The organism is Mesorhizobium sp. M0816 (genome assembly GCF_040320005.1).
GTDB lineage: Bacteria > Pseudomonadota > Alphaproteobacteria > Rhizobiales > Rhizobiaceae > Mesorhizobium.
On the sequence record NZ_JAMYOT010000004.1, the window covers coordinates 21048 to 46159 of the forward strand.

Here is a 25112-nt window from a genome sequence, read left to right on the forward strand (position 1 = left end):
GTTATTTGGTGTGATCCATTGTCTGGAAAACGATGGATCCTTTCGATGTTCAATTCAAATATCGGGCGTCTTCGCTTTTTTTTCTATTCCGCGGCCTTGCTGGTTGCGGAAATCGTGACCTTTGTGCTGTGCGTCGTGCTGACCATCGGCATCGAGGGTTTGGCCAATTCAAAGCCCGGACCTTCCAGGGAAGGGCTGGCCGCAGCCGTTCTCGTCGCCTCGCTGGTGATCGTTCTGTTCCGCGCGAATTTCGCCTGGCGTCGAAGCCGCGACGCGCAAGGGTCGGGTTGGATCCTTTGGTCCTATATCGTGTTCTCGACGCTGTTTGCGATCCTGCAGGCCGGCACTGTTCTTGTCGTAAAATTCGACGGCGAAGATTCGCATTCCGGCCTTAACCTGCTGGGATTAGCTCTTGTCGGGCTGTGGGCCGTCATCTTGGCGGCCAAGCCGGCGGGTGGCGGCTCTTCGGATATAGCGTCATCCCTGAGTTTCGACGATTTCGACCCGCCCGGGCCGCTGCGCGGCGCCGCCGCGCTCCATTCAGCGTCAGCCGCCGGCGCGACGGCCCTGGCTCCAGCCTACGCAACGCGGGCCGCGCCGGTGCCGTCGAACCACCCTGCATCTCAACCTGCATCTCCGGCGAACGGCCGGCCGCGGCCCGGCGGCTTCGGCAAGCGCGGCCTTGTGTGACCGGCTCGCCGCATCAAGGCCATGATGGTCCCACATAGAAGCGGCCGGGATAAAGCATCATTGGCCGAAGCAGAAAGCATGGGCCGGGCCTTCCCTCGTGATCTCGTTTGTGATTCCCAGCCCTTAGTGATTCCCAGCCCTTAGTGACTCAATGACAATGACCGATCCATCGAGCGCCCGTCCGATCCTGATGTTCGATTCCGGCATTGGCGGCCTCACCGTGCTGCGTGAGGCGCGCGTGCTGATGCCTGACCGCCGCTTCATCTATGTCGCCGACGACGCGGCGTTCCCCTTCGGCGGCTGGGAGGAACCGGCGCTGAGAACACATATCCTGGAGTTGTTCGCCAGGCTGCTCGACCGGTTTTCGCCGGCCATTTCGGTCATCGCCTGCAACACCGCCTCGACACTGGTCATCGATGCCTTGCGCGAGAGGTTTCCCGGCCACCCTTTCGTCGGCACCGTGCCGGCCATCAAGCCGGCGGCGGAACGCACGCGCTCAGGTCTGGTTTCGGTGCTGGCTACGCCCGGCACCGTCAAGCGCCAGTACACGCGCGACCTGATCAGCAAATGGGCGCAGAAATGCCATGTCCGCCTGGTCGGCAGCGACAGGCTGGCTGCATTGGCCGAAGCCTATATGCGCGATGGTTTTGTCGACGAGGAGGCCGTGCGCGCCGAGATCGCGCCGTGCTTCGTCGAGCATGACGGGCTGCGCACCGACATCGTCGTGCTTGCCTGCACCCATTATCCTTTTTTGGCCAACCGCATGCGCAAGACAGCACCGTGGCCGGTCGACTGGCTCGACCCGGCCGAGGCGATCGCACGCCGCGCGCTGTCGCTGCTCGCCGATACCGAGGCCCGCTATCGCAGAGAGGCACTGCCGGAAGGCGCCGACCTTGCATTCTTCACCTCGAACAGCGCCGATTTTTCGACGCGCCGGCTGATGCAGGGATTTGGCCTGGCGATACCCTGATCGCAGGCAATTTTCGCTTTGGGAACATCACACCGGACAATGCGTTTTCCTCTCATCGGAAACGGGAGAAACCATCATGCCAGCCACCTCAAAAGCCCAGCAGAAAGCGGCCGGCGCGGCATTGTCAGCCAAGCGCGGCGAGACCAAGAAGGGCGCGCTCAAAGGCGCGTCGAAGGGAATGTATAAATCCATGAGCGAAAAACAGCTCGAGGAATTCGCAGAGACCAAGCGCAAGGGCCTGCCGGAAAAGAAGTCGAAACACTGATCGACTGGCTATTCTGGCGGCGGATGCCGGTCAATAAAAGGCCCGCGGCTGAGCCGCGGGCCTGAAGTCTCAAAGGTTGAGGGCGAAAAATTACCAGCCCCAGCCCCAACCGCAGTGCCGCACTTTGTAGCGGATGACCTTGCGATGACCGTGCCGCCACACCACCTTCTTCTTGACCACGATGCGGCAGACCTGGTGATGCCTGTGCCCATGCCAATGCCGGGCCTGCGCCGGCTCGGGCGCGACCGCCATCGTGCCAGCCATCACCGCGGCTCCTACCAACGTAAGGAAGAACTTCTTCATGCGAATTCCAGCTCCTCTGACTTCAGTCCCTTCCTGATGCCGCTGGCGCAACCTCCCGCCACATCCGGCATGTTCTACAACCGTAACACTATCCGCTTCGGCGATTCGCGCCAGCCGGAAGCTTGACAGCGGTTAAATCTCCGTTTAACCAGCCCACCAACACCGGGCCGCAATGCCCGGTGGTTTTCTTTATGTGTGCAAGACGTTTGGGAAGCCGGTTTTACTTTCCTTATGTCTTGCTTGAAATGACGTGTCCCGTGGGTTTTCCGTCGCGTTGCGTGGAAAACCCTGTCAGGTCTCGAAAACGGAGGCCAGAGGAGGGCGCGTTTCCTTCACCCGGACCATGAGGTTCCGGGTGCATTGTTTTGAAAGGGAATGCGATGAGCAAGCGCGAATCCGCGAAGTACAAGATCGACCGCCGTCTTGGCGAAAACATCTGGGGCCGCCCGAAGTCCCCGGTCAACAAGCGTGAATACGGCCCCGGCCAGCATGGCCAGCGCCGCAAGGGCAAGCTTTCCGATTTCGGCCTGCAGCTGCGCGCCAAGCAGAAGCTGAAGGGCCACTATGGCGACGTTTCGGAAAAGCAGTTCCGCAAGGTCTATGAAGAGGCGGACCGCCGCAAGGGCGACACCTCGGAGAACCTGATCGGCCTGCTCGAATCGCGCCTCGACGCAGTCGTCTACCGCGCCAAGTTCGTGCCGACCATCTTTGCGGCGCGCCAGTTCGTCAATCATGGCCACGTCAACGTCAACGGCAAGCGCGTCAACATCGGCTCGTACCGCTGCAAGCCGGGCGATGTCATCGAAGTGCGCGAGAAGTCGAAGCAGCTGGTCATTGTGCTGGAATCGGTGGGCCTGGCCGAGCGCGACGTGCCCGATTATATCGAGGCCGATCACAACAAGATGACCGCGGCCTTCACGCGCATCCCCGGCCTGGCGGACGTTCCGTTTGCCGTGCAGATGGAACCGAACTTGGTCGTCGAATTCTATTCGCGCTGATCGTCGCGTTCGTCGCGATACAATCGAAGGCCGCCCGTCGAGGCGGCCTTTTCTTTTTTCGTTCCTTTTCCGCGGCGTGATTCCGAAATCGATTTCGATTTTCGGTCCGATGCGCTACTGCGGGCGGCAACAGGATCTTGGGGCCGACGCGCCGTGAACATGCAGCCAGACGCCGAAACGCTCGAACCGGTCGCCGACGCCGAAGGCGGCTTTCATCCTCTGTTTGCCGATGTGCCGTCCTCCGTCGAGTTCAACAAGCTGCGCAAACGGCTGTTGCGGCTTGCCCGCCAGGCGATCGACGATTTCTCCATGGTGAGGCCCGGCGACCGTTGGCTGGTCGCTCTGTCGGGCGGCAAGGATTCCTACGGCCTGCTTGCCGTTCTGCTCGATCTCAAATGGCGCGGGCTGCTGCCGGTCGAGCTGTTAGCCTGCAATCTCGACCAGGGCCAGCCGAACTTTCCCAAGCACATATTGCCCGATTATCTCGATAGATATGCCATTCCGCATCGCATCGAATATCAGGACACCTATTCGGTGGTCACCGACAAGCTGGCCGAGGGCAGCACCTATTGCTCGCTGTGCTCGCGGCTACGGCGCGGCCATCTCTATCGCATTGCCCGCGAGGAGGGCTGCTCGGCGCTGGTGCTCGGCCACCACCGCGAGGACATACTGGAAACCTTCTTCATGAACCTGTTCCATGGCGGGCGCCTGGCCGCCATGCCGCCGAAGCTGCTCAATGACGAAGGCGATGTCATGGTGCTGCGGCCGCTCGCCTATTGTGCGGAAGCCGATCTCGAGAAATTCGCCGGCGCCATGAAATTCCCGATCATTCCGTGCGATCTGTGCGGTAGCCAGGAAGGCCTGCAGCGCAACGCCATGAAGGCGATGCTCGACGACATCGAGAAGCGCATGCCCGGCCGCAAGGACACGATGATCCACGCCATGACCAATGTGCGGCGTTCGCATCTGCTCGACAGGAAGCTGTTCGATTTCGCCGCCCTCAACGAAACCCTCACCACCAGGCGTCCCGATGACATTTGACGATAGCGCGATCGACTGGCTTGCCGACCTTCTGTCGGAAGCCGCCGTCGCCGAGATCATGCCACGCTTTCGCCGGTTGAGCGAGGGCGACGTCCGTCGCAAGACCTCGGCCGCCGATCTCGTCACCGAGGCCGACGTCAATGCCGAACGGCTCATCACCGCCAGGCTGCGCCAGCGTTATCCCCACGCAATGATCGTCGGCGAGGAGGCCTGCTCCGACGACCCGACGCTGCTCGACGGTCTCGGCGATGCCGAACTCGCCTTCGTCATCGACCCGGTCGACGGCACCTTCAACTTCGCCTCCGGCGTGCCGCTGTTCGGCGTCATGCTTGGCGTCGTGGTCAAGGGCGAGACGGTCGTCGGCATCATTCACGATCCCGTCGGCAAGGATTGGCTGATCGGCGTTAGTGGCGCCGGCAGCCATATCCGCCATGCCCATGGCAATCTGGAAAAGGTCCATGTCGCCAAACCGGCGCCGATGTCGGAAATGACCGGTGCGGTCTCATGGCACTATGTGCCCGAGCCGGACCGCTCACGTTTGGCGCGCAACCAGACCAAGTCGCTATCGCAGTTCAATTATCGCTGCGCCGCCCATGAATACCGCCTGCTGGCCAGCGGCCACGGCCATTTCGTCGTCTACAACAAGCTGATGCCTTGGGACCACTTGGCCGGCGTGCTGATCCATGCGGAGGCCGGCGGCCATGCCGCGCGCTTCGACGGCAGCGCCTATCTGCCGTCGCATGTCGGGGGTGGCCTGCTGGTCGCACCGGACCGGGAGAGCTGGCGGGAGCTGCGCCGTGAGCTCTGGGCGGAATAGCTCTTCGCTGCCAAAGTTGTCCAATCTTGTGCGAAACCGGAGATCTCGAATGAAACCTCGGTCCGCAATTGTTGCAACGGCCTTTGCCCTTGCCTTGGTTGCCGGTGTCCATGAAACAAGAGCTGGGGAACGCGCATGTCGCAGTCCCGACTCCGTCGACACCATAGACGAGATGTTCTCCGCGATCTTCGCCTGTTGGAAGCCGCCGCGCGGAAGCGCGGGCATGACCCTGACGCTGCAGTTCTCAATTCGCCGAAACGGCACGCTTATCGGCAAGCCGCGCGCCACCTACTCACATCTAGGGGACGATGGTCCGCTCAACCGGGCCTTCGTGGCTTCCGTCCTCGAGGCGCTCGACAAGGCTCTTCCACTGCCCGTTTCGGACAGTATGGGTGGAGCAATCGCAGGACGTACGCTGTTCCCTCGCTTCACCGCGGTCAGTGAGGGTGCATCCTAGGCGCACGCGCAATGGGCATTAAACCGGCGGGTTATGCGGCTGGAACAGTCTGCCGCGCTCGGCCAGCAGGATCATCAGCAGCGCCGCCACGGACACGCTGCAGAACCCGGCGGCCAGCGGCGTCACCGTGCCGTTGAAGGCTTGGCCGATCAGCGTGCCGAGAATGCCGCCAAGAAATGTCTGCATGAACCCAAGGATCGACGACGCAGTGCCGGCCAGGTGCCCCAGCGGCTCCATAGCGAGCGCGTTGAAGTTCGCGCCGAGCGCGCCGAACGGGACCATGGCGCAGGCAAAGAAGGTAATGAAGAGCCAGAGCGGCATCTTTATTTCGATGGAAACGACCAGCCAGGCAAGGCTGATGGCCAGAAACAGCAGCAGCGCGCTTTGCGACAGACGGCGCATGCCGATGCGGCCGACGAGGCGCGAGTTGAGGTAGTTCGAAAAAGCAAGCACACCGGCAACCCCCGCGAAGATGACCGGGAACACCTCGCCGACATTGAACACGCTAACATAGATCTGCTGGGCCGAGGCGATGAAGCCGAACATGGCGCCGAAGATGAAGGTGCTGGCGAAGGCGTAGCAGAGCGCGATGCGGTTGGTGAGAACGATGCGGAAGCCGCCGATGATGGAGGACAACGTCAGCGGCCGGCGATATTCGGGGTGTAGTGTCTCGGGCAGGCGCAGCAGCGACCAGGCGGACACGATCAGCGCGCCGGCTGCCATGGTGACGAAGATCACATGCCAGGTCGCAAACAGCATGATGAACTGGCCGATACCGGGCGCCACCACCGGAATGGCCATGAACACCATGAAGATCAAGGACATGACTTCGGCCATGCGCCTTCCGTCGAACGTATCGCGCACGATCGAGACGGCAATGACGCGCGTCGCCGCCGCACCGATGCCTTGCACGGCCCGGCATAGCAGAAGCGTGGTGAATGACGGGGCGATTGCCGCAGCGCCGGCCGCCAGGACGTAGATCACCAGCCCTGCGACAAGCGGCGCGCGGCGCCCGAAGCGGTCCGAGATCGGCCCGAAGAACAGCTGTCCGCCGCCAAAGCCAAGGATATAGGCGGTGACAACATATTGCCGGTGGTTTTCATTTTCGATGCCAAGCGAAGCGCCGATCTGCTGCAGCGCCGGCAAAATAATGTCGATGGCCAGCGAATTGAGCGCCATCAGCGCCGCGCACAGCGCAATGAATTCCCAACGCGGAATAGGCAAGGTGCTTGCCTTTTGCTGCGCTTGTGCTTGCTGATCCACGGCCAGTCCGATCCTCAAACGAAAATGCGCCGGCTGGCCGACGCATCCATTCGTTGATTGCCCGATAATGGGCAGAACTTTTTGCCAAGGTGGGGGCTGCCCCGGCGCTTAGCGCATGACCCCCGAAAATCGCAGGCGGAAGGTCATACGCAGAAACAGAAGTCAGGCGGCGCCTTTGACGCTGACGCCCTTTTCGACGAGGAAGGTCTGCAATTCGCCCGCCTGGAACATCTCGCGGATGATGTCGCAGCCGCCGACGAACTCGCCCTTGACGTAGAGCTGCGGGATGGTCGGCCAGTTTGAATAGTCCTTGATGCCTTGCCGCAGTTCGGCCGACGTCAGCACGTCGACGCCCTTATAGTCGGCGCCGATATAGTCGAGGATCTGCACGACCTGGCCGGAAAATCCGCATTGCGGGAAGCCGGGCGTGCCCTTCATGAAGAGAACGACGTCGTTGCCCTTCACTTCATTGTCGATGTAGTCGTTGATGCCGCTCATGGAATACCCTTTCATGCCTGTGGGAGTCAGGCTCGAACATTACCCTTCAAATAAACCCATGGGTTGCGCGAAACAAGATGTTTGCCGCCTTGCCACGCAAATGGCGCAAAGGAACGTCTGATCTTGGGCCAAGAGCGTTGGCCACCATCTTTCCCGAGGCGCGATGAAAAGACGATATCTCGCCGGGTTCCTCCTCGCCGTTCTGTTCGCCGCACTGTCCTTGATCTGGTGGGCCAGGTCGCCGAGACAGCCATCTCTCGTCGTCGGCGGTGAATTACCGGCGCCGTGCCGCGATACGAGCTTCGAGGCGGTCGCCTATGTCGTCTGCGAAATCGATCTGCGCCGCTATGACGTCGGTGTGTTCCACACAGGCCTCGACGGCAAGGCTTTCGGTTCACTGGACAAATTCGACAAGGCGATGGCGGATCAGGGCCGGACGGTGCTGCTCGCCATGAACGCCGGCATGTATCACCAAGACCTGACCCCAGTCGGCCTTCTCGTCGAAGACGGCCGGGAGAAGGCGCCGATCAACGTCGCCGACAGCGGAGGCAATTTCTTCCTGAAACCGAATGGCGTATTCCTGGTCCGCAAGGACGGCAAGGCGGCGGTCATGGAGACAAGCGCCTATGCTGCGACCAGACTGGACGTGATGTTTGCCACGCAATCCGGCCCGATGCTGGTGATAGACGGCCGGCTTCATCCCCGCTTCGAGCAGAACGGCACATCACGCTATATCCGCAATGGCGTCGGCGTGCGTGACGAAAATACGGTCGTGCTGGCGATCTCACGCTCTGAAGTCAGCCTCGGCAGCTTCGCACGGCTATTCCGGGATGCGCTCGATTGTCCCAACGCGCTTTTCTTCGACGGGGTCGTTTCGGCGCTGTCGAACGGCGAGCGGATGATTGTGGGTGGAAAGTATCCGGCGGGGCCGATCATTGCCGTGACCGGTAAGAAGCTTGCGAGCCGGTAACTGCAAGAGAGCTCAGTCCGGCACGCTGGTCTGCAGGGCAAGCGCGTGCAGTACGCCGCCCATGTTGCCCTTCAGCGCGTCATAGACCATCTGGTGCTGCTGGACGCGGCTTTTGCCGCGAAAGCTTTCGGCCACAACCTCAGCCGCATAATGGTCGCCGTCGCCGGCCAGGTCGCGAATCGTCACCTTGGCGTCCGGAATGCCTTCCTTGATCAGCCGTTCGATGTCGTGGGCGTCCATTGCCATGTGAGGATTCCTTGTTCAGGTCGTGATCTCATAGATATGGTCGAAATGGCGGATGAACCACAGGGAAAGGGGCCCACTCGATCACATCACGGGTCCACGACCTCATTTGCCATGAAGCGAGGGAACCAGGATTCGTGGGCGGCGGTCAATTCGCTGACCGGTATCGCACGCGCCTCGCCCAGCTTCAGTTCGCTGCCGCCGGTCGAGCCGATCCACGGCGCAAAAACGCCGAGCTTGTTTTGCTGTTCGCGAATGGCGTCCCATTGCTCGCTCTGCGGGTCGATCGACAGCGTCAGCAGATAACGGCCCTGGTCCTCGCCGAACCAGACCGGGATCGGATCTGCACCGATCAGGCCGGGAATGGTCGCGCCGATGCCGGAGGCCATCGCCATCTCGGCCAGCGCCACCGCGATGCCGCCATCGGAAACGTCATGCGCCGCGGTAACAACACCGGAGGCGATCAGTGCCCGCACATGGTCGCCGACCCGCTTCTCGTGGCCGAGATCGACCGGCGGCGGCGGGCCGTCGGCGCGGCCAAAGATGTCGCGCATATAGACCGACTGGCCAAGATGCGTTCCCCACATGCTCGGCGCGCCGACCAGCACGATCATCTGGCCTTCGGCGGTAAAACCGATCCGTACCATCTTCGACCAGTCGGCAATCAATCCGACGCCGCCAATGGTCGGTGTCGGCAGGATGCCTTGGCCGTTGGTCTCATTGTAGAGCGAGACGTTGCCGGAGACGATCGGGAAGCCGAGCGCCCTGCAGGCATCGCCAATACCTTTCACCGCGCCGACCAACTGACCCATGATCTCCGGCCGTTCCGGATTGCCGAAATTGAGGTTGTCGGTGGCCGCGAGCGGCAGAGCACCGGTGGCGGTAAGATTGCGCCAGCATTCGGCAACCGCCTGCTTGCCGCCCTCGTAAGGGTCGGCCTCGCAATAGCGCGGCGTCACGTCGGAGGAGAAGGCGAGCGCCTTGGTCGGATGACCATCGACGCGCACGACACCGGCGTCGCCGCCGGGAAGCTGCAGGGAATTACCCTGGATCAGCGTGTCGTACTGCTCCCACACCCAGCGGCGCGAGGAAAGGTCCGGTCCGCCCAGCAGCTTGAGGAGTGCGTCGGCCACGTCGGTTCGCGGTGCATCGCCAGCCAATGGCGCCGGTTTCTTCGGCTCGACCCAGGGACGGTCATATTCCGGCGCCTGGTCGCCGAGATCCTTGATCGGCAGGTTGGCGACCTCGTCGCCCTGGTGCAGCACGCGGAAGCGCAGATCGTCGGTGGTCTTGCCGACGATGGCAAAGTCGAGGCCCCATTTGTGGAAGATCGCCTCGGCCTGTTTTTCCTTTTCGGGGCGCAGCACCATCAGCATGCGCTCCTGGCTCTCCGACAGCATCATCTCATAGGCGCTCATGCGCTCTTCGCGCACCGGCACCTTGTCGAGGTCGAGCTCGATGCCGAGGTCGCCCTTGGCGCCCATCTCGACCGCCGAGCAGGTGAGGCCAGCGGCACCCATGTCCTGGATGGCGATAACGGCGCCGGACGCCATCAGTTCGAGGCAGGCTTCGAGCAGGCATTTTTCGGTGAAGGGATCGCCAACCTGGACCGTGGGCCGCTTCTCGTCGATCTTGTCGTCGAACTCTGCCGAGGCCATGGTGGCGCCGCCGACGCCGTCGCGCCCGGTCTTGGCGCCGAGATAGACGACCGGCAGGCCGACGCCCTTGGCCTCGGACAGAAAGATTGCGTCCGTCTTCGCGAGGCCCGCGGCAAACGCATTGACCAGGATATTGCCGTTGTAGCGGGCGTCGAAATTGACCTCGCCGCCGACCGTCGGCACGCCGAAGGAATTGCCGTAGCCGCCGACGCCGGAAACGACGCCGGCAACCAGATGCCTGGTTTTGGGGTGGTCCGGCGCGCCGAAGCGCAGCGCGTTCATCGCCGCGATCGGTCGCGCGCCCATGGTGAAGACATCGCGCAGGATGCCGCCGACGCCGGTCGCGGCACCTTGATAGGGCTCGATGTAGGAGGGGTGGTTGTGGCTCTCCATCTTGAAGACGACGCAGTCGCCGTCGCCGATATCGACCACGCCGGCATTCTCGCCCGGGCCCTGGATGACTTGCGGCCCGGTGGTCGGCAGCGTGCGCAGCCACTTCTTCGAGGATTTGTAGGAACAATGCTCGTTCCACATCGCCGAAAAAATACCGAGTTCGGTAAAGCTCGGTTCGCGCCCGACGAGGTCGAGGATGCGCTGGTACTCGTCGGGCTTCAGCCCGTGCGCGGCAATGAGTTCCGGAGTGATCGGCACGGAATTGGAAATGGTCATGATCGGCAATTTATGTCCTTGGGATCGAGTCCCGTCTTATCGCAAGCTTTGCAGCCGATACACCCCGTCGGATGACTAAAACGACGGAAAGCAACAACTGGCCGCAAGTAGCGAGAGATCGCCACTCGACCCGCCGGTTTCAAGCCGGTTCAGGAAAAGCTGTCGTAGCCGGCGCGGCCTTCGTCCAGAAGCCGCCGGATCACTGCGACGCCGTGCGCAATATCGTCCCGCTGTCGCGGCTGCGAGATGCCAAACCGCACGCCGTGAAAAGCCTGTTCGGAACGTCCCGCCTTGAACTCGTCCTCGTCGTCGATGAGCACGCCATGTTCGAGGCAAGCCTGCTTGAAAGTGCCGGAAAGCCATGGGTCGGGCAAGGTGAGCCAGACGAACGGCACATTATCCAGCGCCTTGAACTCGAAGCCGTCGAGTGTCTCGCGTACGATCGCGATGCGTGCACCGATCTCGGCAATGCTGCGTTTGCGCATCTCAGCGGCCTGACCGGACAGCACCAGCCGGCTGCCCACCTCCGCCAGCAGAAAGGGCAGGCCGCCCGTCATCATCTTGTGGGCAACCCGGATGCGGTGACGATAGGCCGGCGGGCAAGCGAGCCAGCCGCCGCGAACACCCGCCGCAACCGATTTCGACAGGCCGCCGGCAACGATGGTCCGTTCGGGAGCATATTCGGCCATTAAAGGCGTTGGGTCATCGGTCAGTCCGCCATAGAGATCGTCCTCGATCAGGACGACGTTATATTGACGGGCGACATGCGCGATTGCCTCGCGGCGCGATGCCGACAGCGTTGTCAGCGTCGGGTTCTTGGCCGTCGGCATCAAAAACATCATCTTCGGGTGCTTTTGTGCGCAGACGCGCTCGAAATCCTGGGGATCGATGCCCTCGTCGTCAGTCGCCACCAGTGCGGTCCGGCGACCGATCAGGCCGGCACTGCGCGAGATCTGCGAATAGGTGAGGTGCTCGAAGACGACATAGTCGCCGGGGGCGGTGAGCCCCGCAATGGTTGCCATCACTGCGGCGTGGGTGCCGAGCGTGGGAACGATTGCATCCGCCGCCGGGCGATAGGAATTTCGCGACAGCCAGCGCCTGCCCGCTTCGAACCAGCGGTCCGGGAAATCACGAGTATAGCTTGAAATCTCATGCGGATGGTCTTGCGCCGTGCGTGTCAACACGTCAGCGACGATGGCACCCTGGCCGACATCCGGTGCGGCCGTGCTATCGAAGCGCAGTTTGTCGCCGGGCGCATCCATATAGCGCGTGCCTTGTTCGACCGGCCCCAGGAAATCCGGCTTTGCGCTCTCCGACTGTTGAGCGATAACATAGGTTCCGCGGCCGACCTCGCCGCTGACCAATCCCCGCTCGCGCAGCAATTGATAGGCCCTGCCGACCGTGCCGACAGTCGTGCCGATGTCGTATGCCAGATCGCGCTGCGGCGGCAGCTTTGCCCCTGCACCGATCAGGCCGCGGTCGATGTCCGTCTCGATGGAATCGGCAAGCCGCTGATAGAGCGGGCCAGTGCCGGCTGTAAGGTCTGGAAGCCAAGTTGTCATGGTGACAATTTTTTACATTGCACCGAAATGAGAGTCAATACATATGAAGCGGGCTGTACAAAAGGGCACAATTGCAATCTTGGCAGAAAGAAAATGGGTACAATAGAGACAATCCGCTACGCGGCAGTTGAATTGCAGGTGCAGGTGGCGCGCCCGCCGGGCAGGCCAACCTATGTCAGTCGGCTGGTGCGTACGCTCAGATCCTTCGCGAGGTGGATCGACGGGTTAATGGATCGCCGGCGCAGCCGGCTGGTCCTGCTCGAGATGACTGACGACCAGCTCAAGGACATCGGTATCTCGCGTTGCGATGCCCATCGTGAGGGGCTGAGGGCGTTTTGGGACTGAGAGCAGCCGGATGCTCCGTCTCGAACGTCGCGTGGCATATCGGCGGTTAGACGAGAGCGTCAATATCGACATCGGAACCAACGAGATCTTCTTCATCACTGAGATACCATCCTCCTTCGTGCCCTCACAGCATTCGCTCGCGACGTCTCCAGTGAATAGCGGTATTGCTGAAAACAGCTAATTCCCTTATTTTGGGGATAACGAAGGAGATGACCGTGGCAAGTTTCACCCTCACAGATCTCGGCAACAAATCCGGCGAGGTTGTTGAGGCCGCGTTCCGCGGCCCTGTTGACATCACCAAGCGCGGCAAGCGCAAGTTCGTTCTCCTGACGGCAGAGCAGTTCGACCGCATCACCAGTCGCAGCGCGCAACGGGCACACCGCGTCGAGGATCTGTCGGCCGAGGAACGCGACAGGCTTCTAACCGGCCTCGACGCAGTCGCGCGAGATGATGTTCGGGATGACTGAACCCGGCCACGGACAGATCATTCTCTATTCCTATTTGTGGGCAAGGGAATATGACCGGGGCGAGGAAAGCGGACGCAAGGCGCGGCCGACTTGCGTTATGCTGATCGTTGCCGGCAAGAATGGCCGCAAGCAGGCCCTGCTCTTTCCAATCACGAGCCAGCCGCCACGACCTGGCGCGCACCATGTTGAGATTCCTGAGACCGAGGCCCGCCGCGCCACCCTCTTTACCCCAGCCTGGGTTATCGTCGACGAATTCAACACCGATGATCTCGCGACGAGCTGGGCGCTCGAAGATACCAAGCCGCTCGGCCAATTCACGCGCAAGTTCATGTCACGGATCGCTGGCGAAGCTGCTGCGGCGATCCGTGCAGGCGCCGCGCGAACCGTGCCAAGACGCTAAAGGCTGCCGCGGCGGGAGAGCATCATCGCGGATGAACGCCCGCCGCCCTGATCCGCGTGACACCGTGGTCCACAAGCACCGCCACGATGCACAGCATCAGAAAGAGCCCGGTGATGGCCAGAGCCGAGACGGCGACGCTGGTCGCGCCGTTCTTGGCGAGATCGAGGAACGGGTAGGGCACTTCACCGGCAATCGGCGCCCGCAGCAGCGCGTAGGCCAGATAGGCGATCGGATAGATCATCCACCAGGAGATGTCGCGCCACCGCGTCGAGCCGTCGGCGCCTGCCACAAGCCACCACAGCACGAACAACACCGGCGTCACATAGTGCAGGAGCACATCGCAGAGCAGGAACAGCCCTTGCGGCTGCCAAAGCTGCGCCAGGACCGTTGCATAAACGATGAGGACCAGCGTTATGGCGACGGCTACGCCCGCCCGCATCCGTGGCGCGGCAAAGGCCGGAAACCAGGCATAACCCGTCGACGACAGCAACGAGGCATGGACGAGCACTGCGCCGATGTTGGTCAGGATGGTGAAGAAACTGAAATAGAAGACCAGCGAGCCGGCAAAGCCGCGGCCGGCTTCCATTGATGCCGGGACGGTGATGCAGATCTGCAGGACGAGCCCGGCCAGGCCGACGACCAGACCGGTGATCTGCAGCACGCGACCCATTGGGCTAGGCAGCAGCGCCGCAGGCCGGATTGCCCGCCTGCCAGCGGGCAATGTCCGAGCCGATGCGCGCGCCGAGCGGTTCCGCCATCAATGGGCCGAACACGTCGACGCGGCTCGAATTGCCTTGCGCTTGCACGACCAGCAACGGCTTTCCACCATAATGTTTGGCCGGCACCAGCAGGAAGCGCGGCGTGCCGCTGAACGAATTCAGCTCGTTGGCCATCTGATAGGATTTGAAGGCAGGGTCCTTGCTGGCGATCCAGCATTTGTGGGCAGCGATTGCCACCTGTTCCATGGCAAGCAGTGACGCGCTCTTGCCCGCCGGCGCCGGCGTGCTCCTCGGGCCTGACTGGCATGAGGCGAGTACAAGCCCGGCGGCAGTAGCGACGGCGAGGCGCGTGGTCGTCGGTCTCATGTTCAAGCGGCGCCCATCTCGAGTTCGGACAGAAAGATCTTCAGACCGTCTGTCATCTCACCCCAGACGCGCGACAGCGCCGGATGCTGCAAGGCGATTTGCTCGTAGGCATCGAATTTCGGATAGGCGTCAAGCAAATCGGGGCGGCCGATCGTTGTCCTGAAATTGTTGAAGACGAAGCGGGTCGGCGTCAACCACGCATCGGCAAAGGAGATGTCGTCGCCGAGCGCGAACGGGCCATGCGCCATGCGGGCCTCGATTGCCGCAAGCCCGTGATGCAATCGGGCGAACTGTGCCTTGATCTCCGCCTCGTTGCGCTGCGGCACGAAATGGAGCTCGAACAGCTTCATCGTCGGGGCGAGCACGTCGAGGTCGGTGATGCGGGCGAACATGCGCACCAGCGCCCGGTCCTTCGAGTCCCTCGGCAGCAGCGCCGGCTCGGGAAAGCGCTCCTCCAGATATTCGGCGATGACCACCGATTCGACGATCGTTTCGCCGGAGCCGGTGATCAGCACCGGAATCCGGTTCAACGGCGAGATGGCACGAAACGCCTCCGGGATGGGAAACCCCGGCGGCGGTGCAATGAGCTTGAGCGGCACGTTCTTGATGTAGGCCAACGCCCGCACGATCGACGAATAGGGCGACAACGGCCGCGAATAGAGTTTCATGACCGTGGCTCCAGGAGGAAAATTGAAGGCATCAAGCAGCGATGCCCAGCGCGCTTTCGAACAGCGCCCGGCCGTCGCTGCCGCCATGCGCCGCTTCGATCAGGTTCTCGGGATGCGGCATCAGGCCGAGCACGTTGCCGCGGCCGTTGACGATGCCGGCAATGTCGTTGATCGAGCCGTTGGGATTGGTGCCTTCGGCATAGCGGAACACCACCTGGCCTTCGCCTTCGAGGCGGGCCAGCGTTTCGGCATCGGCAAAATAATTGCCGTCATGGTGCGCCACCGGCGCCCGGATGATCTGGCCCGGCTGGTAGCGGCGGGTGAACATCGTGTTGGCATTGGCGATCTGCAGCTTCACCTGACGGCAGACGAATTTCAGCGAGGTATTGCGCATCAATGCGCCCGGCAGCAAGCCGGCCTCGACCAGGATTTGGAAGCCGTTGCAGACGCCGATGACCGTGACGCCCTTGGCCGCCTTTTCGGCCACAGCCCGCATTACTGGCATGCGCGCGGCAATGGCGCCGCAGCGCAGATAATCGCCGAACGAAAAGCCGCCGGGAATGGCGATCAGGTCGACATCGGGAATTTCGGTGTCGGTCTGCCAGACGGTGACCGGCGGCGTGCCGGAAATCTTGGTCAGCGCCGCGATCATGTCGCGGTCGCGATTGAGGCCTGGGAGCAGGACGACGGCTGATTTCACCTCAGGCGATCTCCACCGCGTAATTCTCAATCACTGTATTCGCCAGAAGCTTGTCGCACATGGCTTTCAGATCGGCCTCGGCCTTGGCGCTGTCGCTCTCGGCCAATTCGACGTCGAAAACCTTGCCTTGCCGCACCTGGCCGACGCCGCCGAAACCCATTCCGGACAGCGCGTGCTCGATTGCCTTGCCTTGTGGGTCTAGCACGCCGTTCTTGAGGGTTACGGTAATGCGGGCCTTGATCACGCTGGACATGCTCCTGTTCACCTGTTGAGCGGGCAAGCCGTCAGTGCGGCTTACCTTTGACACCGTCGGTCGATGCGACGAGCACCGGCCCGGCCGGACGCGGTGGCTCGTTCTCGTTCATGATGCCGAGACGGCGGGCAACTTCCTGATAAGCCTCGACCAGCCCGCCCATGTCGCGGCGGAAGCGGTCCTTGTCGAGCTTGTCCTGCGTCGCCACGTCCCACAGCCGGCAGGAATCCGGCGAGATCTCATCGGCAACGACGATGCGCATCATATCGCCTTCGAACAGGCGGCCGCATTCGATTTTGAAATCGACCAGCTGGATGCCGACGCCCATGAACAGGCCGGAAAGGAAGTCGTTGACGCGAATGGCCAGCGCCATGACATCGTCGATCTCCTGTGGGCTCGCCCAGCCGAAGGCGGTGATGTGCTCTTCCGATACCATCGGATCGTCGAGCGCATCGGCCTTGTAATAGAATTCGATGATCGAGCGCGGCAGCACGGTGCCTTCCTCGATGCCCAGGCGCTTGGCCAGCGAGCCGGCGGCGACGTTGCGCACCACCACTTCGAGCGGGATGATCTCGACTTCCTTGATCAACTGCTCGCGCATGTTGAGCCGGCGGATGAAGTGGGTCGGAATGCCCATCCGGTTGAGATGATTGAAGATGTGCTCGGAAATGCGGTTGTTGAGCACGCCTTTGCCATCGACGATTTCATGCTTCTTCTTGTTGAAAGCGGTAGCGTCGTCCTTGAAGAACTGGATCAGCGTGCCAGGCTCCGGTCCCTCATAAAGGATCTTGGCCTTGCCTTCATAAATGCGGCGGCGATTTTTCATCTGATTTTTCTCTGGATTTGCGGGCAGGCGGCAAGCGACCAGTTCCTGTCCGTCTGCCTAAAATAAGATGGCGACGGTGGGGTTCAATGCCGGTGTCTATCCCAATCGCACTGTTTGCTCAATCGGCAAATCCTTTCAATCAACCGCTTTCGGGCACCGAAATGCCGCAGCGCAGCAAGCAATGTAGCATATTGACCGGCCGGCGCCCTTTTGGTTTGTGCTCCGGCAACACATATTGGCACAACGAATCGGATTTCACGGAGGGATGCCATGAGCAGCATGAAAGACCGCGAAGAGGGCTTTGAGCGCAAATTCGCATTCGACGAGGAACTTCGGTTCAAGGCTGCGGCACGCCGCAACAGAGCGCTCGGCCTGTGGGCTGCCGAAAAGCTCGGCAAGTCCGGCGCTGATGCCGACGCTTATGCCAGGGAAGTGGTCGTCAGCGACATCGAGGAAGCCGGCGATCACGACGTTTTCCGCAAGATACGCAAGGATTTCGATGCCGCCGGCATCGACCAGTCGGACCATCAGATCCGCCGCACCATGGATGAATTGATGGCGCAGGCGATCGAGCAGATCAAGAACACCTGATCCCCATCGATACTCTTCGAATGCTGGACCAATCGACCGCCCGGCCTCACCGGGCGGTTTTTCTTTGCCTTTGCGGTCATTTCCGGCTGAATTGCTGCAAGCAAAGAGGAAATCGCCAATGTCCCTGAAGTCACGCCTTGCGGCCGACGAGACGCTGTTCACCGCATGGTCCGGCGTGCCGGATGCCTTGACGGTCGAGATACTGGCCAGGCAAGGGTTCGACGCGGTTACGCTCGATATGCAGCATGGTGGCCATCACGAGGATAGCGTGCTGCGCGGGCTTGTGCCGGTGCTGGCCGCCAACAAGCCGGCTTTGGTACGCATCCCGGTCGGCCGCTTCGACATGGCCAGCCGTGCGCTTGACTTCGGCGCCGAGGCGGTGATCGCCCCGATGGTGAATTCGGTGGCGGATGCAAAGCTGTTTGCTGCCGCAATGAAATACCCGCCACTCGGCGAGCGCTCCTGGGGCCCGACCTATGCTTTTCCGCGCCATGGCAAGGGCGACTATGCCGACTGGCTGCGCGACAGCAACCAGCGCACCATGGCGTTCGCCATGGTCGAAACGCGGGCCGCGCTTGATGCACTCGACGGCATCCTCGACACGCCGGGCATCGACGGTATCTTCCTTGGCCCGTCGGATTTCTCGATCGCCTGGTCGAAGGGCACCACCGTCAGTTCGACGCTGGAGAGCATGATGGGGACCGTCGCCTCGATCGCCGAGCGCACCCGCAAAGCCGGCAAGCATGCGGCGATCTATGTGATGGAACCGGCCATCGCCGGTCGCGTGGTGTCGATGGGTTACCGGCTGCTGGCGATGGGTTCCGAGCATTCGCTGATTTCGCTTGGGGCAAAGACCCTGCTGAACAGCGTCAGGGATTCGATCGCTTCCTAGAGCAATTCCAGGAAAAGTGTGAAACGGTTTTCCGTCCGGAATTGCGTCAAAACAAAGAGATAGAGCGGTTCGCCGTTTCCGTGAAACGGTGAACCGCTCTAAAGATCCGTCAGGAATTTCGCGAACGTCATCGAGCCTTCAGGCCAGGGGCCGAAGCCGGAATCCGCGTTGAGATGACCGGCATCGCCGGCGTCGATGAATAGCGAGCCCCACGCCCCGGCAATGTCCTCGGCGACGCCGAAGGCGCAGAACGGGTCGTTGCGGCTGGCGATCACCACCGACGGAAACGGCAGCGGGTCACGCGGATAGGGGCCGAAGGTCATCAGGTGCCTCGGCTTTATCTCTGGATTGGCGACATCGGGCGGCGCCACGAAGAAAGCGCCGGCGACCGGCCTCTCGAACCGAGGCAATGCTTGAATGACCGCCGCGACGCCAAGCGAATGGGCGACGATGACGACCGGCCGCTCGGCCTCGTTAACCGCCTTGGCGACACCGGCCGTCCAATCCTCGCGCACCGGCTTCGACCATTCCGCCTGTTCGACGCGGCGCGCTGTCGATAGTTTCGACTGCCAGCGGCTCTGCCAATGATCGGGGCCGGAATTGGTGTAGCCCGGCACGATGAGAATATCTGCTTCCCTGACTTTCATGGCGCGCATGTAGCGAGAGGCGCTGTCGGGTGCAACCGGGTATGAACTCAACAGCGACACGCAAACGGCCGCTCACGAGCCCGGTTCTGCTCGCGATTGTGAACACCCTGTTCGCTTCTTGCGCTCTTGTGTGAACGATCGCGATCAACGATCTGTCGCCAGGAAAGAATGGCTGTTCCGAGATTTTGGCACGGACATGGCGTAGAATGATTGATGGCGCCGGATTGCTCTGTTGGAAGCTTGTCGAGCGCCGCCTGAACGGAGCACTTTGATGAGCGAACTGCCTTTTGCCGCGACGACCCCGGTCAGCGTTGCCCGCGTCGGCTTGAGGGCGCGCGATGCAGACAATCTCGCTGCCTACTATCGCAAAGTCGTCGGTTTGCAGGAACTGAGCCGCGCCGGCGGCACGATTACGCTCGGCGCAGTCAATCGCCCTTTGCTCGACATCGAAGCGGATCTGGCCGCGAAACCCGATGACCCGCGCAGCGCCGGTCTTTTCCACACCGCCTTCCTGCTACCCAGCCGGGCCGATCTCGGCCGCTGGATCAATCACGCCATCGCCGGCAAGATCGGCATCGAGGGCGCATCCGATCATCTGGTCAGCGAGGCTCTTTACCTAACCGATCCGGAAGGCAACGGCATCGAGATCTATGCCGACCGCCGTCCGCAGGACTGGAAATGGAACGGTGACAAGATAGCGATGGCGACGGAGCGGCTGAACATTCCGTCGGTCGTTGCCGAGGTGCCGGCCGGCGACACCGGCTGGCAGGGCGCGCCGGAAAACAGCATTATCGGCCACGTCCATTTGCGGGTCGGCAGGCCGGAAGAAGCCGAAGCATGGTGGCATCAGGAGTTCGGTTTCGACACAGTGGCAAAGTACGGTGGCGCGGCGGTGTTCCTGTCGTCCGGCGGCTATCATCACCACATTGGCGCAAATGCGTGGCAGAGCGCGGGCGCCGGTCGCCGCGATCCCGCCCGCTCCGGCTTGGCCTGGGTCGAGATGCGCTCGGACAATGCCGCAAGCGAGACCACCCGCGAGGATCCGTGGGGCACGGTGATAAGGACGGTTCCCTGTAAGGCGTAGGTTAGAGGTTTGCTTTTTCGAACAAGCGGCCAAGCATGAGCAGGCCCGCTGGCCATACGCCGAGGCCGGCCTCGTTCCCCATATGGCCAAGATCGCCGGCATCGGCGATATCCGCGCCCCAGGCGGCGGCAAAAGCGGTCGCCTTGTCGAAGGTGACGCGTGGGTCGCTGCGGCTCGCCACCACCAATGTCGGGAAGGGCAGGCGCTTCAGCGGCATCGGCGCGAACGGGCGCACCGCGTCGAATGAGGGATCGGCATCCTCGACATTGGTCGCGGCAACCAGGAATGCCGCCGCGACCTTGTCGAGTTGGCCTTGACTGGCGCCGGCAGCCCACTTCACCGCCGTCGCCACCGCCAGCGAATGCGCAAGCAGCACGACGCGCCGCGGTGCGGCGGCCACCGCGGCATCCAACTGGCCGATCCAGTCTTCAGGCTTAGGCCGGTCCCACTCGGCCTGCAGCACGCGGGTCGAATTGGGGAACACCCGGCACCAATGCGACATCCAATGATCCGGCCCGGAATTGCCGCGCCCGGGCAGGGCAAGGAAATCGAAATCTCCGGCCGACGAAATCATCAGGCTTCTCCGAACACTCGGCTAAAGATCGTATCGACGTGCTTGGTATGATAGCCCAAGTCGAATTTCTCGCGGATCTCGGCCTCGGGCAGGGCTGCGGCAACGTCCTTGTCGGCCAGCAGTTCCTCAAGGAAATCAGCGCCTTGCTCCCACACCTTCATGGCGTTTCGCTGTACCAGCCGGTAGGCGTCCTCGCGTGAAACACCGGCTTGCGTTAGCGCCAGCAGCACGCGTTGCGAATGCACCAGGCCGCGGAACTTGTTCATGTTCTTCAGCATGTTGTCGGGGTAGACCAGCAATTTGTCGAAGACGCTGGTCAGTCGCGACAGCGCGAAATCGAGCGTCACCGTCGCGTCTGGCCCGATCATGCGCTCGACCGAGGAATGCGAGATGTCGCGCTCGTGCCACAGCGCCACATTCTCCATTGCCGGCAATGCGAAGGAGCGCACCATGCGGGCAAGGCCGGTGAGGTTCTCGGTCAGCACCGGGTTGCGCTTGTGCGGCATCGCCGACGAACCCTTCTGTCCGGGTGAAAAGTACTCTTCTGCTTCAAGTACCTCGGTGCGCTGCAGATGGCGCACCTCGATCGCCAGCCGCTCGATCGACGAGGCGATCACGCCGAGCGTGGCGAAGAACATCGCGTGGCGGTCGCGCGGGATCACCTGCGTCGACACCGGCTCCGGCTTCAGTCCGAGTTTCTTGGCCACGTATTCTTCGACATATGGGTCGATGTTGGCAAAGGTGCCGACCGCACCGGAGATGGCGCAGGTGGCGATGTCCTCGCGTGCGTGCACCAGCCTCTCGCGGCAACGCGAGAATTCGGCATAGGCCTGCGCCAGCTTGACGCCGAAGGTGGTCGGCTCGGCATGGATGCCGTGGCTGCGGCCGATGGTGATGGTGTCCTTGTGCTCGAAGGCGCGGCGCTTGAGCGCCGCAAGCAGCCCGTCAATGTCGGCCAGCAGGATGTCGCTGGCGCGGGTGAGCTGCACGGCAAAACAGGTGTCGAGAACGTCGGAGGATGTCATGCCCTGGTGGATGAAGCGGGCATCCGGCCCGACGAATTCGGCAAGATGGGTGAGAAAGGCGATGACGTCATGCTTGGTGACCCGCTCGATCTCGTCGATGGCGTCGACGTCGAACTTCGCCGCTCCGCCTTTCTCCCAGATGGTCTTGGCGGCCTCCTTCGGGATGACGCCGAGCTCGGCCAATGCGTCGCAGGCGTAGGCCTCGATCTCGAACCAGATGCGGAACCGGGTTTCGGGCGACCAGATGGCCACCATTTCCGGCCGGGAGTAGCGAGGGATCATCATTCGGTCCTGACTTGCGAGAGCATTTGCCCGCGTCCTATCAGAGGCAGGCAAAATGCTCAACGTTGCTGGCGCGCAAACCAGACACTGGCGACAGCGAGCGCAATGAAACCGAGCGGAAAATACAGCCGGATGCCAAGGACGACGAACTGATAGAGCGCCGTCAACATCGTGAACACGAACTGGAAAACCCAGGTGATGGTGAGCGCGGGTGCATGCCATTGGACGTAGTAGGAGCGGTATTGCAGCCCAAAGAGGCCGCCGGTGAAGGTAATTGTCGTGGCGAGAAGGCAGACGAAGGCGGCGGCGAGGGCGATTTCCCAGTGGCGTCCGAGCGAGACGAGCCGCGCTAGGAACAGCCCAACCGGGAAGGCCAGCGCGCCGCCGGCAGCATAAAGCAGCGAGACGAAGCGGATCTTTGCCGGGGTCTCCCAATCGTACTGCAGCAGATTTGAGCAGCGCGCTGGCGCCCATCGCCATGGCCCACAGCAAGGCACCGGCAAATGCGGTGCGCAGCGACGGCAGAGCACGGCGAAGACGGCCCAGAGCGCGATAGCGCATGGCGGGGAACTTCACAGGCGACCGGTTACCGCGATCCAGCGATAGTCCGGCCCTTCGAAGCCGTATTGGCGCACCGCGATCAGCACGGCATAGGCGCTGAGGCTATCCAGCGAAAATGTCTGAACCGCGCCGATCTGGTAGCCATTCGGACAGCCTCTGCTTTGCGGGATCGATTTGTCCTCGTGAATGATCCTCGTCTGGCCGCCATCCTTCGCCTCGATGCGCAGCAGGCGAAAGCCATTGATCTCGCCCTGGCTCTGGCAGCGTTCGGTGTCATTCATGCCGATCTGGTCGAGCCGGAACTCGAGCGGATCGTCGACCGGCGAGAAGATCGGGCGCGGATTGACCACCATGCGGAAGGGATCGGCAGAAAGCTCGGTCACCGGGTTGAAGCCGGCGGTGATGCCGCGATTTGCCGTGAGTTCCGCCTGACTGACGATCGCTTCGCCCCTTTGCCGGGCCTGCAGCCGCGCTGCGGCCACCGTGGCATTCTCGTCGTCGAGCCGGACACGTATCGGCGAGCCCTTCAGGAAACTGTCGTCGGCCGTGTCGATATAATAGCGGGTCGCATAGGGAAATCCCGATCCGTCCTGGACGCCGTATTCCTCGAAGGCAAAGACCCCGCCATCACTGCTGAAGCCGAGGATCTCAAGCTCGGCGACATCGCCTGCGTGGGCGGCGGCCAAAGTTGCAAGCGGGGCAAGCAGGCAGACTGCAAACAGGGCAAGATTTCGCATGGGGCTTTCCATTCCGGCGGTCGACGCCGTTAAATTCCTATCACGATGCCGTCAAAAGATCGTGCTGACTGAAACACAAAGTCGATGCATCCAATCCGGCCGCCGTTTGTTATTGTCGGCAGCTTCACCGCATTGTGCCTTCCGAAAATCAGAATCGATTTTCGGAAGGCACGATGCATTGATTCAAAATGTTTAGAGCGTCGTTTGCGCGTCCAAAGGGACGCGCGGCGCTCTAAGGGAGACCCCCATGACAGATGCAGCCAAGATTCGCGAACGTATGGAAGTGATCGGTGCCGACGGCGTCCATGTCGGTACCGTCGACAAGGTTGACGGAGATCGCATAAAGCTGACCAAGCGCGACAGCGGCGAGGGCGCTCACAGGGGCCATCACCACTTCATTCCTCTCAGCCTTGTCGCCGAGGTCGAGGGCCAGAAGGTGCGGCTGTCGGCAAACTCGGATGTTGCGGTCACGTTCGAGGAAGAAAAATCCGAACCCACCTGATCATAATCCAGTCTGATTACGGCTCACCCGAATGAGCGTTGCGCGTTCAGCGCGACGACCAGACCGGGAACAGATCGCCCTCGGCCGACGTCGCGGCAAAGACGCCGCGGCTGATGGCGCGCGCCATCGTGGCGCCGGCCGCGGCGTAGAGATCGATTGCATCGTCGGGCTCAAGCTCGATGCCGCTCTTGCCCGTTGCCAGCGCGAAGACCAGATCGCCGTCGGCGGGCGTATGCGTCGGCCAAATGGCACGGACAAAGCCGTCATGCGCCGATATCGCCAGGCGTTTGGCGGCGGCCTTCGTGAGTACCGCATCGGTGGCGATCACGGCGATGGTCGTGTTGGCGCCGGTTTCCGCCTGCTCTGCGGCATACCTGTCACGGAACTTCAGCAGGACCTTTCTGGCATCGTCAGGCATCGGGTGGGGATAGCCTAACCCGCCGAACTCGTCGCCGATCTCGAACGGTGCCGCCCAGAAATGGCGGGTCCCGGCGACCGTCACCGAGCCGGTCGGGTTGACGGCGGCAAGCGCGCCGATGGTGACGCCGCTGTCCAGCACCGTCGAGGCCGAGCCGAGCCCGCCCTTCAGGCCGGAGCTCAGCGCGCCGGCACCCGCGCCGGCGGTGCCGAGCGCAAAGTCGATCGCGGCGGCTTGCGCGGCTTCGTAGCCGAGGTCGCGGTAAGGCGGATACCGGCCCCAATCCTTGTCGCCGCCATTGCGCAGATCGAACAGGATCGCCGCCGGCACGATCGGCACGCGAAAGCCGCCGACCTCGACGCCGATGCGCCTTTCACGCAATGCCGCCTGCACCCCCGACGCGGCGTCGAGGCCAAAAGCCGACCCGCCCGAAAGCACCACGGCATGGATGGCGTGGATCGAATTGTGCGGCTCGAGCAGGTCGGTTTCGCGGGTGCCCGGCGCACCGCCCAGGATTTGCACGCCGGCCACGGCCGGTTCGTCGCAGATGACGGTGGTCACACCGGATTTCAGCTTGGCATTCGCCGCATTGCCGACACGCAGGCCGGCGACGTCCGTGATGAGATTGCGCGGACCCGTATGGAACATCCC

The 25112-nt window shown here is 62.2% G+C and carries 32 protein-coding genes and 1 pseudogene; 15 read left to right on the forward strand and 18 right to left on the reverse strand.

Going from position 1 to position 25112, the window contains the following annotated elements:
- Positions 1-45: 45 nt before the first annotated feature.
- From NKI17_RS06770 to NKI17_RS06780, 3 genes are all read left to right on the forward strand, one after another.
- Positions 46-690, forward strand: a complete 645-nt coding sequence (locus tag NKI17_RS06770) for a DUF805 domain-containing protein (RefSeq protein WP_352905552.1) — start codon at positions 46-48, stop codon at positions 688-690.
- A gap of 157 nt (positions 691-847) precedes the next feature.
- Positions 848-1660: a glutamate racemase gene (gene murI, locus NKI17_RS06775; RefSeq protein WP_352755233.1), complete on the forward strand. Its 813-nt coding sequence runs from the start codon at positions 848-850 to the stop codon at positions 1658-1660.
- A gap of 76 nt (positions 1661-1736) precedes the next feature.
- Positions 1737-1925 (forward strand): DUF3008 family protein, encoded by a 189-nt coding sequence (locus NKI17_RS06780; protein ID WP_023674705.1) that lies wholly within the window; start codon positions 1737-1739, stop codon positions 1923-1925.
- Positions 1926-2015: 90 nt separating this feature from the next.
- Here NKI17_RS06780 and NKI17_RS06785 read toward each other — a convergent pair whose 3' ends face one another.
- Positions 2016-2228 (reverse strand): hypothetical protein, encoded by a 213-nt coding sequence (locus NKI17_RS06785; RefSeq protein ID WP_352755235.1) that lies wholly within the window; start codon positions 2226-2228, stop codon positions 2016-2018.
- 380 nt (positions 2229-2608) lie between these two features.
- Here NKI17_RS06785 and rpsD point away from each other — a divergent pair, with 380 nt between their 5' ends.
- The 4 genes from rpsD (at position 2609) to NKI17_RS36990 (ending at position 5541) form a co-directional block, all read left to right on the forward strand.
- Entirely contained in the window at positions 2609-3226 is a 618-nt protein-coding gene (gene rpsD / locus NKI17_RS06790) for a 30S ribosomal protein S4 (protein WP_023717376.1), read from the forward strand.
- 159 nt (positions 3227-3385) lie between these two features.
- The gene (gene ttcA / locus NKI17_RS06795; RefSeq protein ID WP_352457797.1) at positions 3386-4267 is read left to right on the forward strand and encodes a tRNA 2-thiocytidine(32) synthetase TtcA; all 882 of its coding nucleotides are present in this window, start codon (positions 3386-3388) and stop codon (positions 4265-4267) included.
- Positions 4257-5084 carry an inositol monophosphatase family protein gene (locus NKI17_RS06800; RefSeq protein ID WP_352646828.1) on the forward strand — a complete coding sequence of 276 codons (828 nt, stop codon included), beginning with the start codon at positions 4257-4259 and terminating at the stop codon, positions 5082-5084. Before ttcA ends, NKI17_RS06800 begins: the two co-directional genes overlap by 11 nt.
- 49 nt (positions 5085-5133) lie before the next feature.
- Positions 5134-5541, forward strand: coding sequence for a UCP034077 family protein (locus NKI17_RS36990; protein WP_352646825.1), 408 nt, complete (start codon positions 5134-5136; stop codon positions 5539-5541).
- An 18-nt stretch (positions 5542-5559) separates the two neighbouring features.
- Here the strand turns inward: NKI17_RS36990 and NKI17_RS06810 are convergent, their stop codons facing one another.
- Positions 5560-6759 (reverse strand): multidrug effflux MFS transporter, encoded by a 1200-nt coding sequence (locus NKI17_RS06810; RefSeq protein WP_352905698.1) that lies wholly within the window; start codon positions 6757-6759, stop codon positions 5560-5562.
- A 207-nt stretch (positions 6760-6966) separates the two neighbouring features.
- Positions 6967-7302 carry a Grx4 family monothiol glutaredoxin gene (gene grxD / locus NKI17_RS06815; protein WP_023674712.1) on the reverse strand — a complete coding sequence of 112 codons (336 nt, stop codon included), beginning with the start codon at positions 7300-7302 and terminating at the stop codon, positions 6967-6969.
- Between the two features lie 163 nt (positions 7303-7465).
- On the opposite strand from grxD, the gene NKI17_RS06820 reads away from it, so the two are divergent.
- Positions 7466-8272, forward strand: a complete 807-nt coding sequence (locus tag NKI17_RS06820; RefSeq protein ID WP_352623646.1) for a phosphodiester glycosidase family protein — start codon at positions 7466-7468, stop codon at positions 8270-8272.
- Between the two features lie 12 nt (positions 8273-8284).
- Here the strand turns inward: NKI17_RS06820 and NKI17_RS06825 are convergent, their stop codons facing one another.
- From NKI17_RS06825 to NKI17_RS06835, 3 genes are all read right to left on the reverse strand, one after another.
- The gene (locus NKI17_RS06825) at positions 8285-8518 is read right to left on the reverse strand and encodes a BolA/IbaG family iron-sulfur metabolism protein (protein ID WP_023674714.1); all 234 of its coding nucleotides are present in this window, start codon (positions 8516-8518) and stop codon (positions 8285-8287) included.
- 86 nt (positions 8519-8604) lie between these two features.
- The gene (gene purL / locus NKI17_RS06830) at positions 8605-10842 is read right to left on the reverse strand and encodes a phosphoribosylformylglycinamidine synthase subunit PurL (protein ID WP_352905699.1); all 2238 of its coding nucleotides are present in this window, start codon (positions 10840-10842) and stop codon (positions 8605-8607) included.
- A 149-nt stretch (positions 10843-10991) separates the two neighbouring features.
- Positions 10992-12404 carry an aminotransferase-like domain-containing protein gene (locus tag NKI17_RS06835; RefSeq protein WP_352457784.1) on the reverse strand — a complete coding sequence of 471 codons (1413 nt, stop codon included), beginning with the start codon at positions 12402-12404 and terminating at the stop codon, positions 10992-10994.
- 93 nt (positions 12405-12497) lie between these two features.
- On the opposite strand from NKI17_RS06835, the gene NKI17_RS06840 reads away from it, so the two are divergent.
- The 3 genes from NKI17_RS06840 to NKI17_RS06850 all read left to right on the forward strand — a co-directional run bounded on the left by NKI17_RS06840 (position 12498) and on the right by NKI17_RS06850 (position 13616).
- Positions 12498-12749: a DUF1127 domain-containing protein gene (locus NKI17_RS06840; protein ID WP_023674717.1), complete on the forward strand. Its 252-nt coding sequence runs from the start codon at positions 12498-12500 to the stop codon at positions 12747-12749.
- A gap of 209 nt (positions 12750-12958) precedes the next feature.
- Positions 12959-13216 (forward strand): type II toxin-antitoxin system prevent-host-death family antitoxin, encoded by a 258-nt coding sequence (locus NKI17_RS06845; protein ID WP_245274625.1) that lies wholly within the window; start codon positions 12959-12961, stop codon positions 13214-13216.
- Positions 13217-13313: 97 nt separating this feature from the next.
- Positions 13314-13616: a hypothetical protein gene (locus NKI17_RS06850; protein ID WP_352457783.1), complete on the forward strand. Its 303-nt coding sequence runs from the start codon at positions 13314-13316 to the stop codon at positions 13614-13616.
- A 22-nt stretch (positions 13617-13638) separates the two neighbouring features.
- Here NKI17_RS06850 and NKI17_RS06855 read toward each other — a convergent pair whose 3' ends face one another.
- From NKI17_RS06855 to purC, 6 genes are read right to left on the reverse strand one after another with little or no spacing between them, the layout of a single operon-like run.
- Positions 13639-14286, reverse strand: coding sequence for a Pr6Pr family membrane protein (locus tag NKI17_RS06855; RefSeq protein ID WP_352797072.1), 648 nt, complete (start codon positions 14284-14286; stop codon positions 13639-13641).
- A gap of 4 nt (positions 14287-14290) precedes the next feature.
- Positions 14291-14701, reverse strand: a complete 411-nt coding sequence (locus NKI17_RS06860) for a hypothetical protein (RefSeq protein ID WP_352797074.1) — start codon at positions 14699-14701, stop codon at positions 14291-14293.
- A gap of 2 nt (positions 14702-14703) precedes the next feature.
- The gene (locus tag NKI17_RS06865) at positions 14704-15369 is read right to left on the reverse strand and encodes a glutathione S-transferase family protein (protein ID WP_352590693.1); all 666 of its coding nucleotides are present in this window, start codon (positions 15367-15369) and stop codon (positions 14704-14706) included.
- 31 nt (positions 15370-15400) lie between these two features.
- On the reverse strand, positions 15401-16069 hold the full coding sequence (gene purQ, locus NKI17_RS06870) for a phosphoribosylformylglycinamidine synthase subunit PurQ (RefSeq protein ID WP_023674723.1): 669 nt from the start codon (positions 16067-16069) through the stop codon (positions 15401-15403).
- Between the two features lies 1 nt (position 16070).
- The gene (gene purS / locus NKI17_RS06875; protein ID WP_023674724.1) at positions 16071-16313 is read right to left on the reverse strand and encodes a phosphoribosylformylglycinamidine synthase subunit PurS; all 243 of its coding nucleotides are present in this window, start codon (positions 16311-16313) and stop codon (positions 16071-16073) included.
- Positions 16314-16353: 40 nt separating this feature from the next.
- Complete coding sequence (gene purC, locus NKI17_RS06880) at positions 16354-17148, reverse strand: phosphoribosylaminoimidazolesuccinocarboxamide synthase (protein ID WP_023674725.1); 795 nt, start codon at positions 17146-17148, stop codon at positions 16354-16356.
- 270 nt (positions 17149-17418) lie between these two features.
- On the opposite strand from purC, the gene NKI17_RS06885 reads away from it, so the two are divergent.
- On the forward strand, positions 17419-17739 hold the full coding sequence (locus NKI17_RS06885) for a DUF1476 domain-containing protein (protein WP_023674726.1): 321 nt from the start codon (positions 17419-17421) through the stop codon (positions 17737-17739).
- 118 nt (positions 17740-17857) lie between these two features.
- On the forward strand, positions 17858-18631 hold the full coding sequence (locus NKI17_RS06890) for an HpcH/HpaI aldolase family protein (RefSeq protein ID WP_352576016.1): 774 nt from the start codon (positions 17858-17860) through the stop codon (positions 18629-18631).
- A gap of 98 nt (positions 18632-18729) precedes the next feature.
- On the opposite strand, the gene NKI17_RS06895 is transcribed toward NKI17_RS06890, so the two are convergent.
- Positions 18730-19278: an RBBP9/YdeN family alpha/beta hydrolase gene (locus NKI17_RS06895; RefSeq protein WP_023674728.1), complete on the reverse strand. Its 549-nt coding sequence runs from the start codon at positions 19276-19278 to the stop codon at positions 18730-18732.
- Between the two features lie 271 nt (positions 19279-19549).
- On the opposite strand from NKI17_RS06895, the gene NKI17_RS06900 reads away from it, so the two are divergent.
- Positions 19550-20362, forward strand: coding sequence for a VOC family protein (locus NKI17_RS06900; RefSeq protein WP_352797076.1), 813 nt, complete (start codon positions 19550-19552; stop codon positions 20360-20362).
- Position 20363: 1 nt separating this feature from the next.
- Here NKI17_RS06900 and NKI17_RS06905 read toward each other — a convergent pair whose 3' ends face one another.
- From NKI17_RS06905 to NKI17_RS06920, 4 genes and pseudogenes are all read right to left on the reverse strand, one after another.
- Entirely contained in the window at positions 20364-20936 is a 573-nt protein-coding gene (locus NKI17_RS06905) for an RBBP9/YdeN family alpha/beta hydrolase (protein ID WP_023674730.1), read from the reverse strand.
- On the reverse strand, positions 20936-22243 hold the full coding sequence (purB, locus tag NKI17_RS06910; protein ID WP_352905553.1) for an adenylosuccinate lyase: 1308 nt from the start codon (positions 22241-22243) through the stop codon (positions 20936-20938). Before purB ends, NKI17_RS06905 begins: the two co-directional genes overlap by 1 nt.
- Before the next feature lie 59 nt (positions 22244-22302).
- A pseudogene (locus tag NKI17_RS06915) lies at positions 22303-22804 on the reverse strand (hypothetical protein).
- A gap of 11 nt (positions 22805-22815) precedes the next feature.
- The gene (locus NKI17_RS06920) at positions 22816-23541 is read right to left on the reverse strand and encodes a DUF2259 domain-containing protein (RefSeq protein WP_352619098.1); all 726 of its coding nucleotides are present in this window, start codon (positions 23539-23541) and stop codon (positions 22816-22818) included.
- A gap of 247 nt (positions 23542-23788) precedes the next feature.
- On the opposite strand from NKI17_RS06920, the gene NKI17_RS06925 reads away from it, so the two are divergent.
- Positions 23789-24043: a DUF2171 domain-containing protein gene (locus tag NKI17_RS06925; RefSeq protein ID WP_023674734.1), complete on the forward strand. Its 255-nt coding sequence runs from the start codon at positions 23789-23791 to the stop codon at positions 24041-24043.
- A 46-nt stretch (positions 24044-24089) separates the two neighbouring features.
- Here the strand turns inward: NKI17_RS06925 and NKI17_RS06930 are convergent, their stop codons facing one another.
- Positions 24090-25109, reverse strand: a complete 1020-nt coding sequence (locus NKI17_RS06930) for a P1 family peptidase (RefSeq protein WP_352905700.1) — start codon at positions 25107-25109, stop codon at positions 24090-24092.
- Positions 25110-25112: the final 3 nt, after the last annotated feature.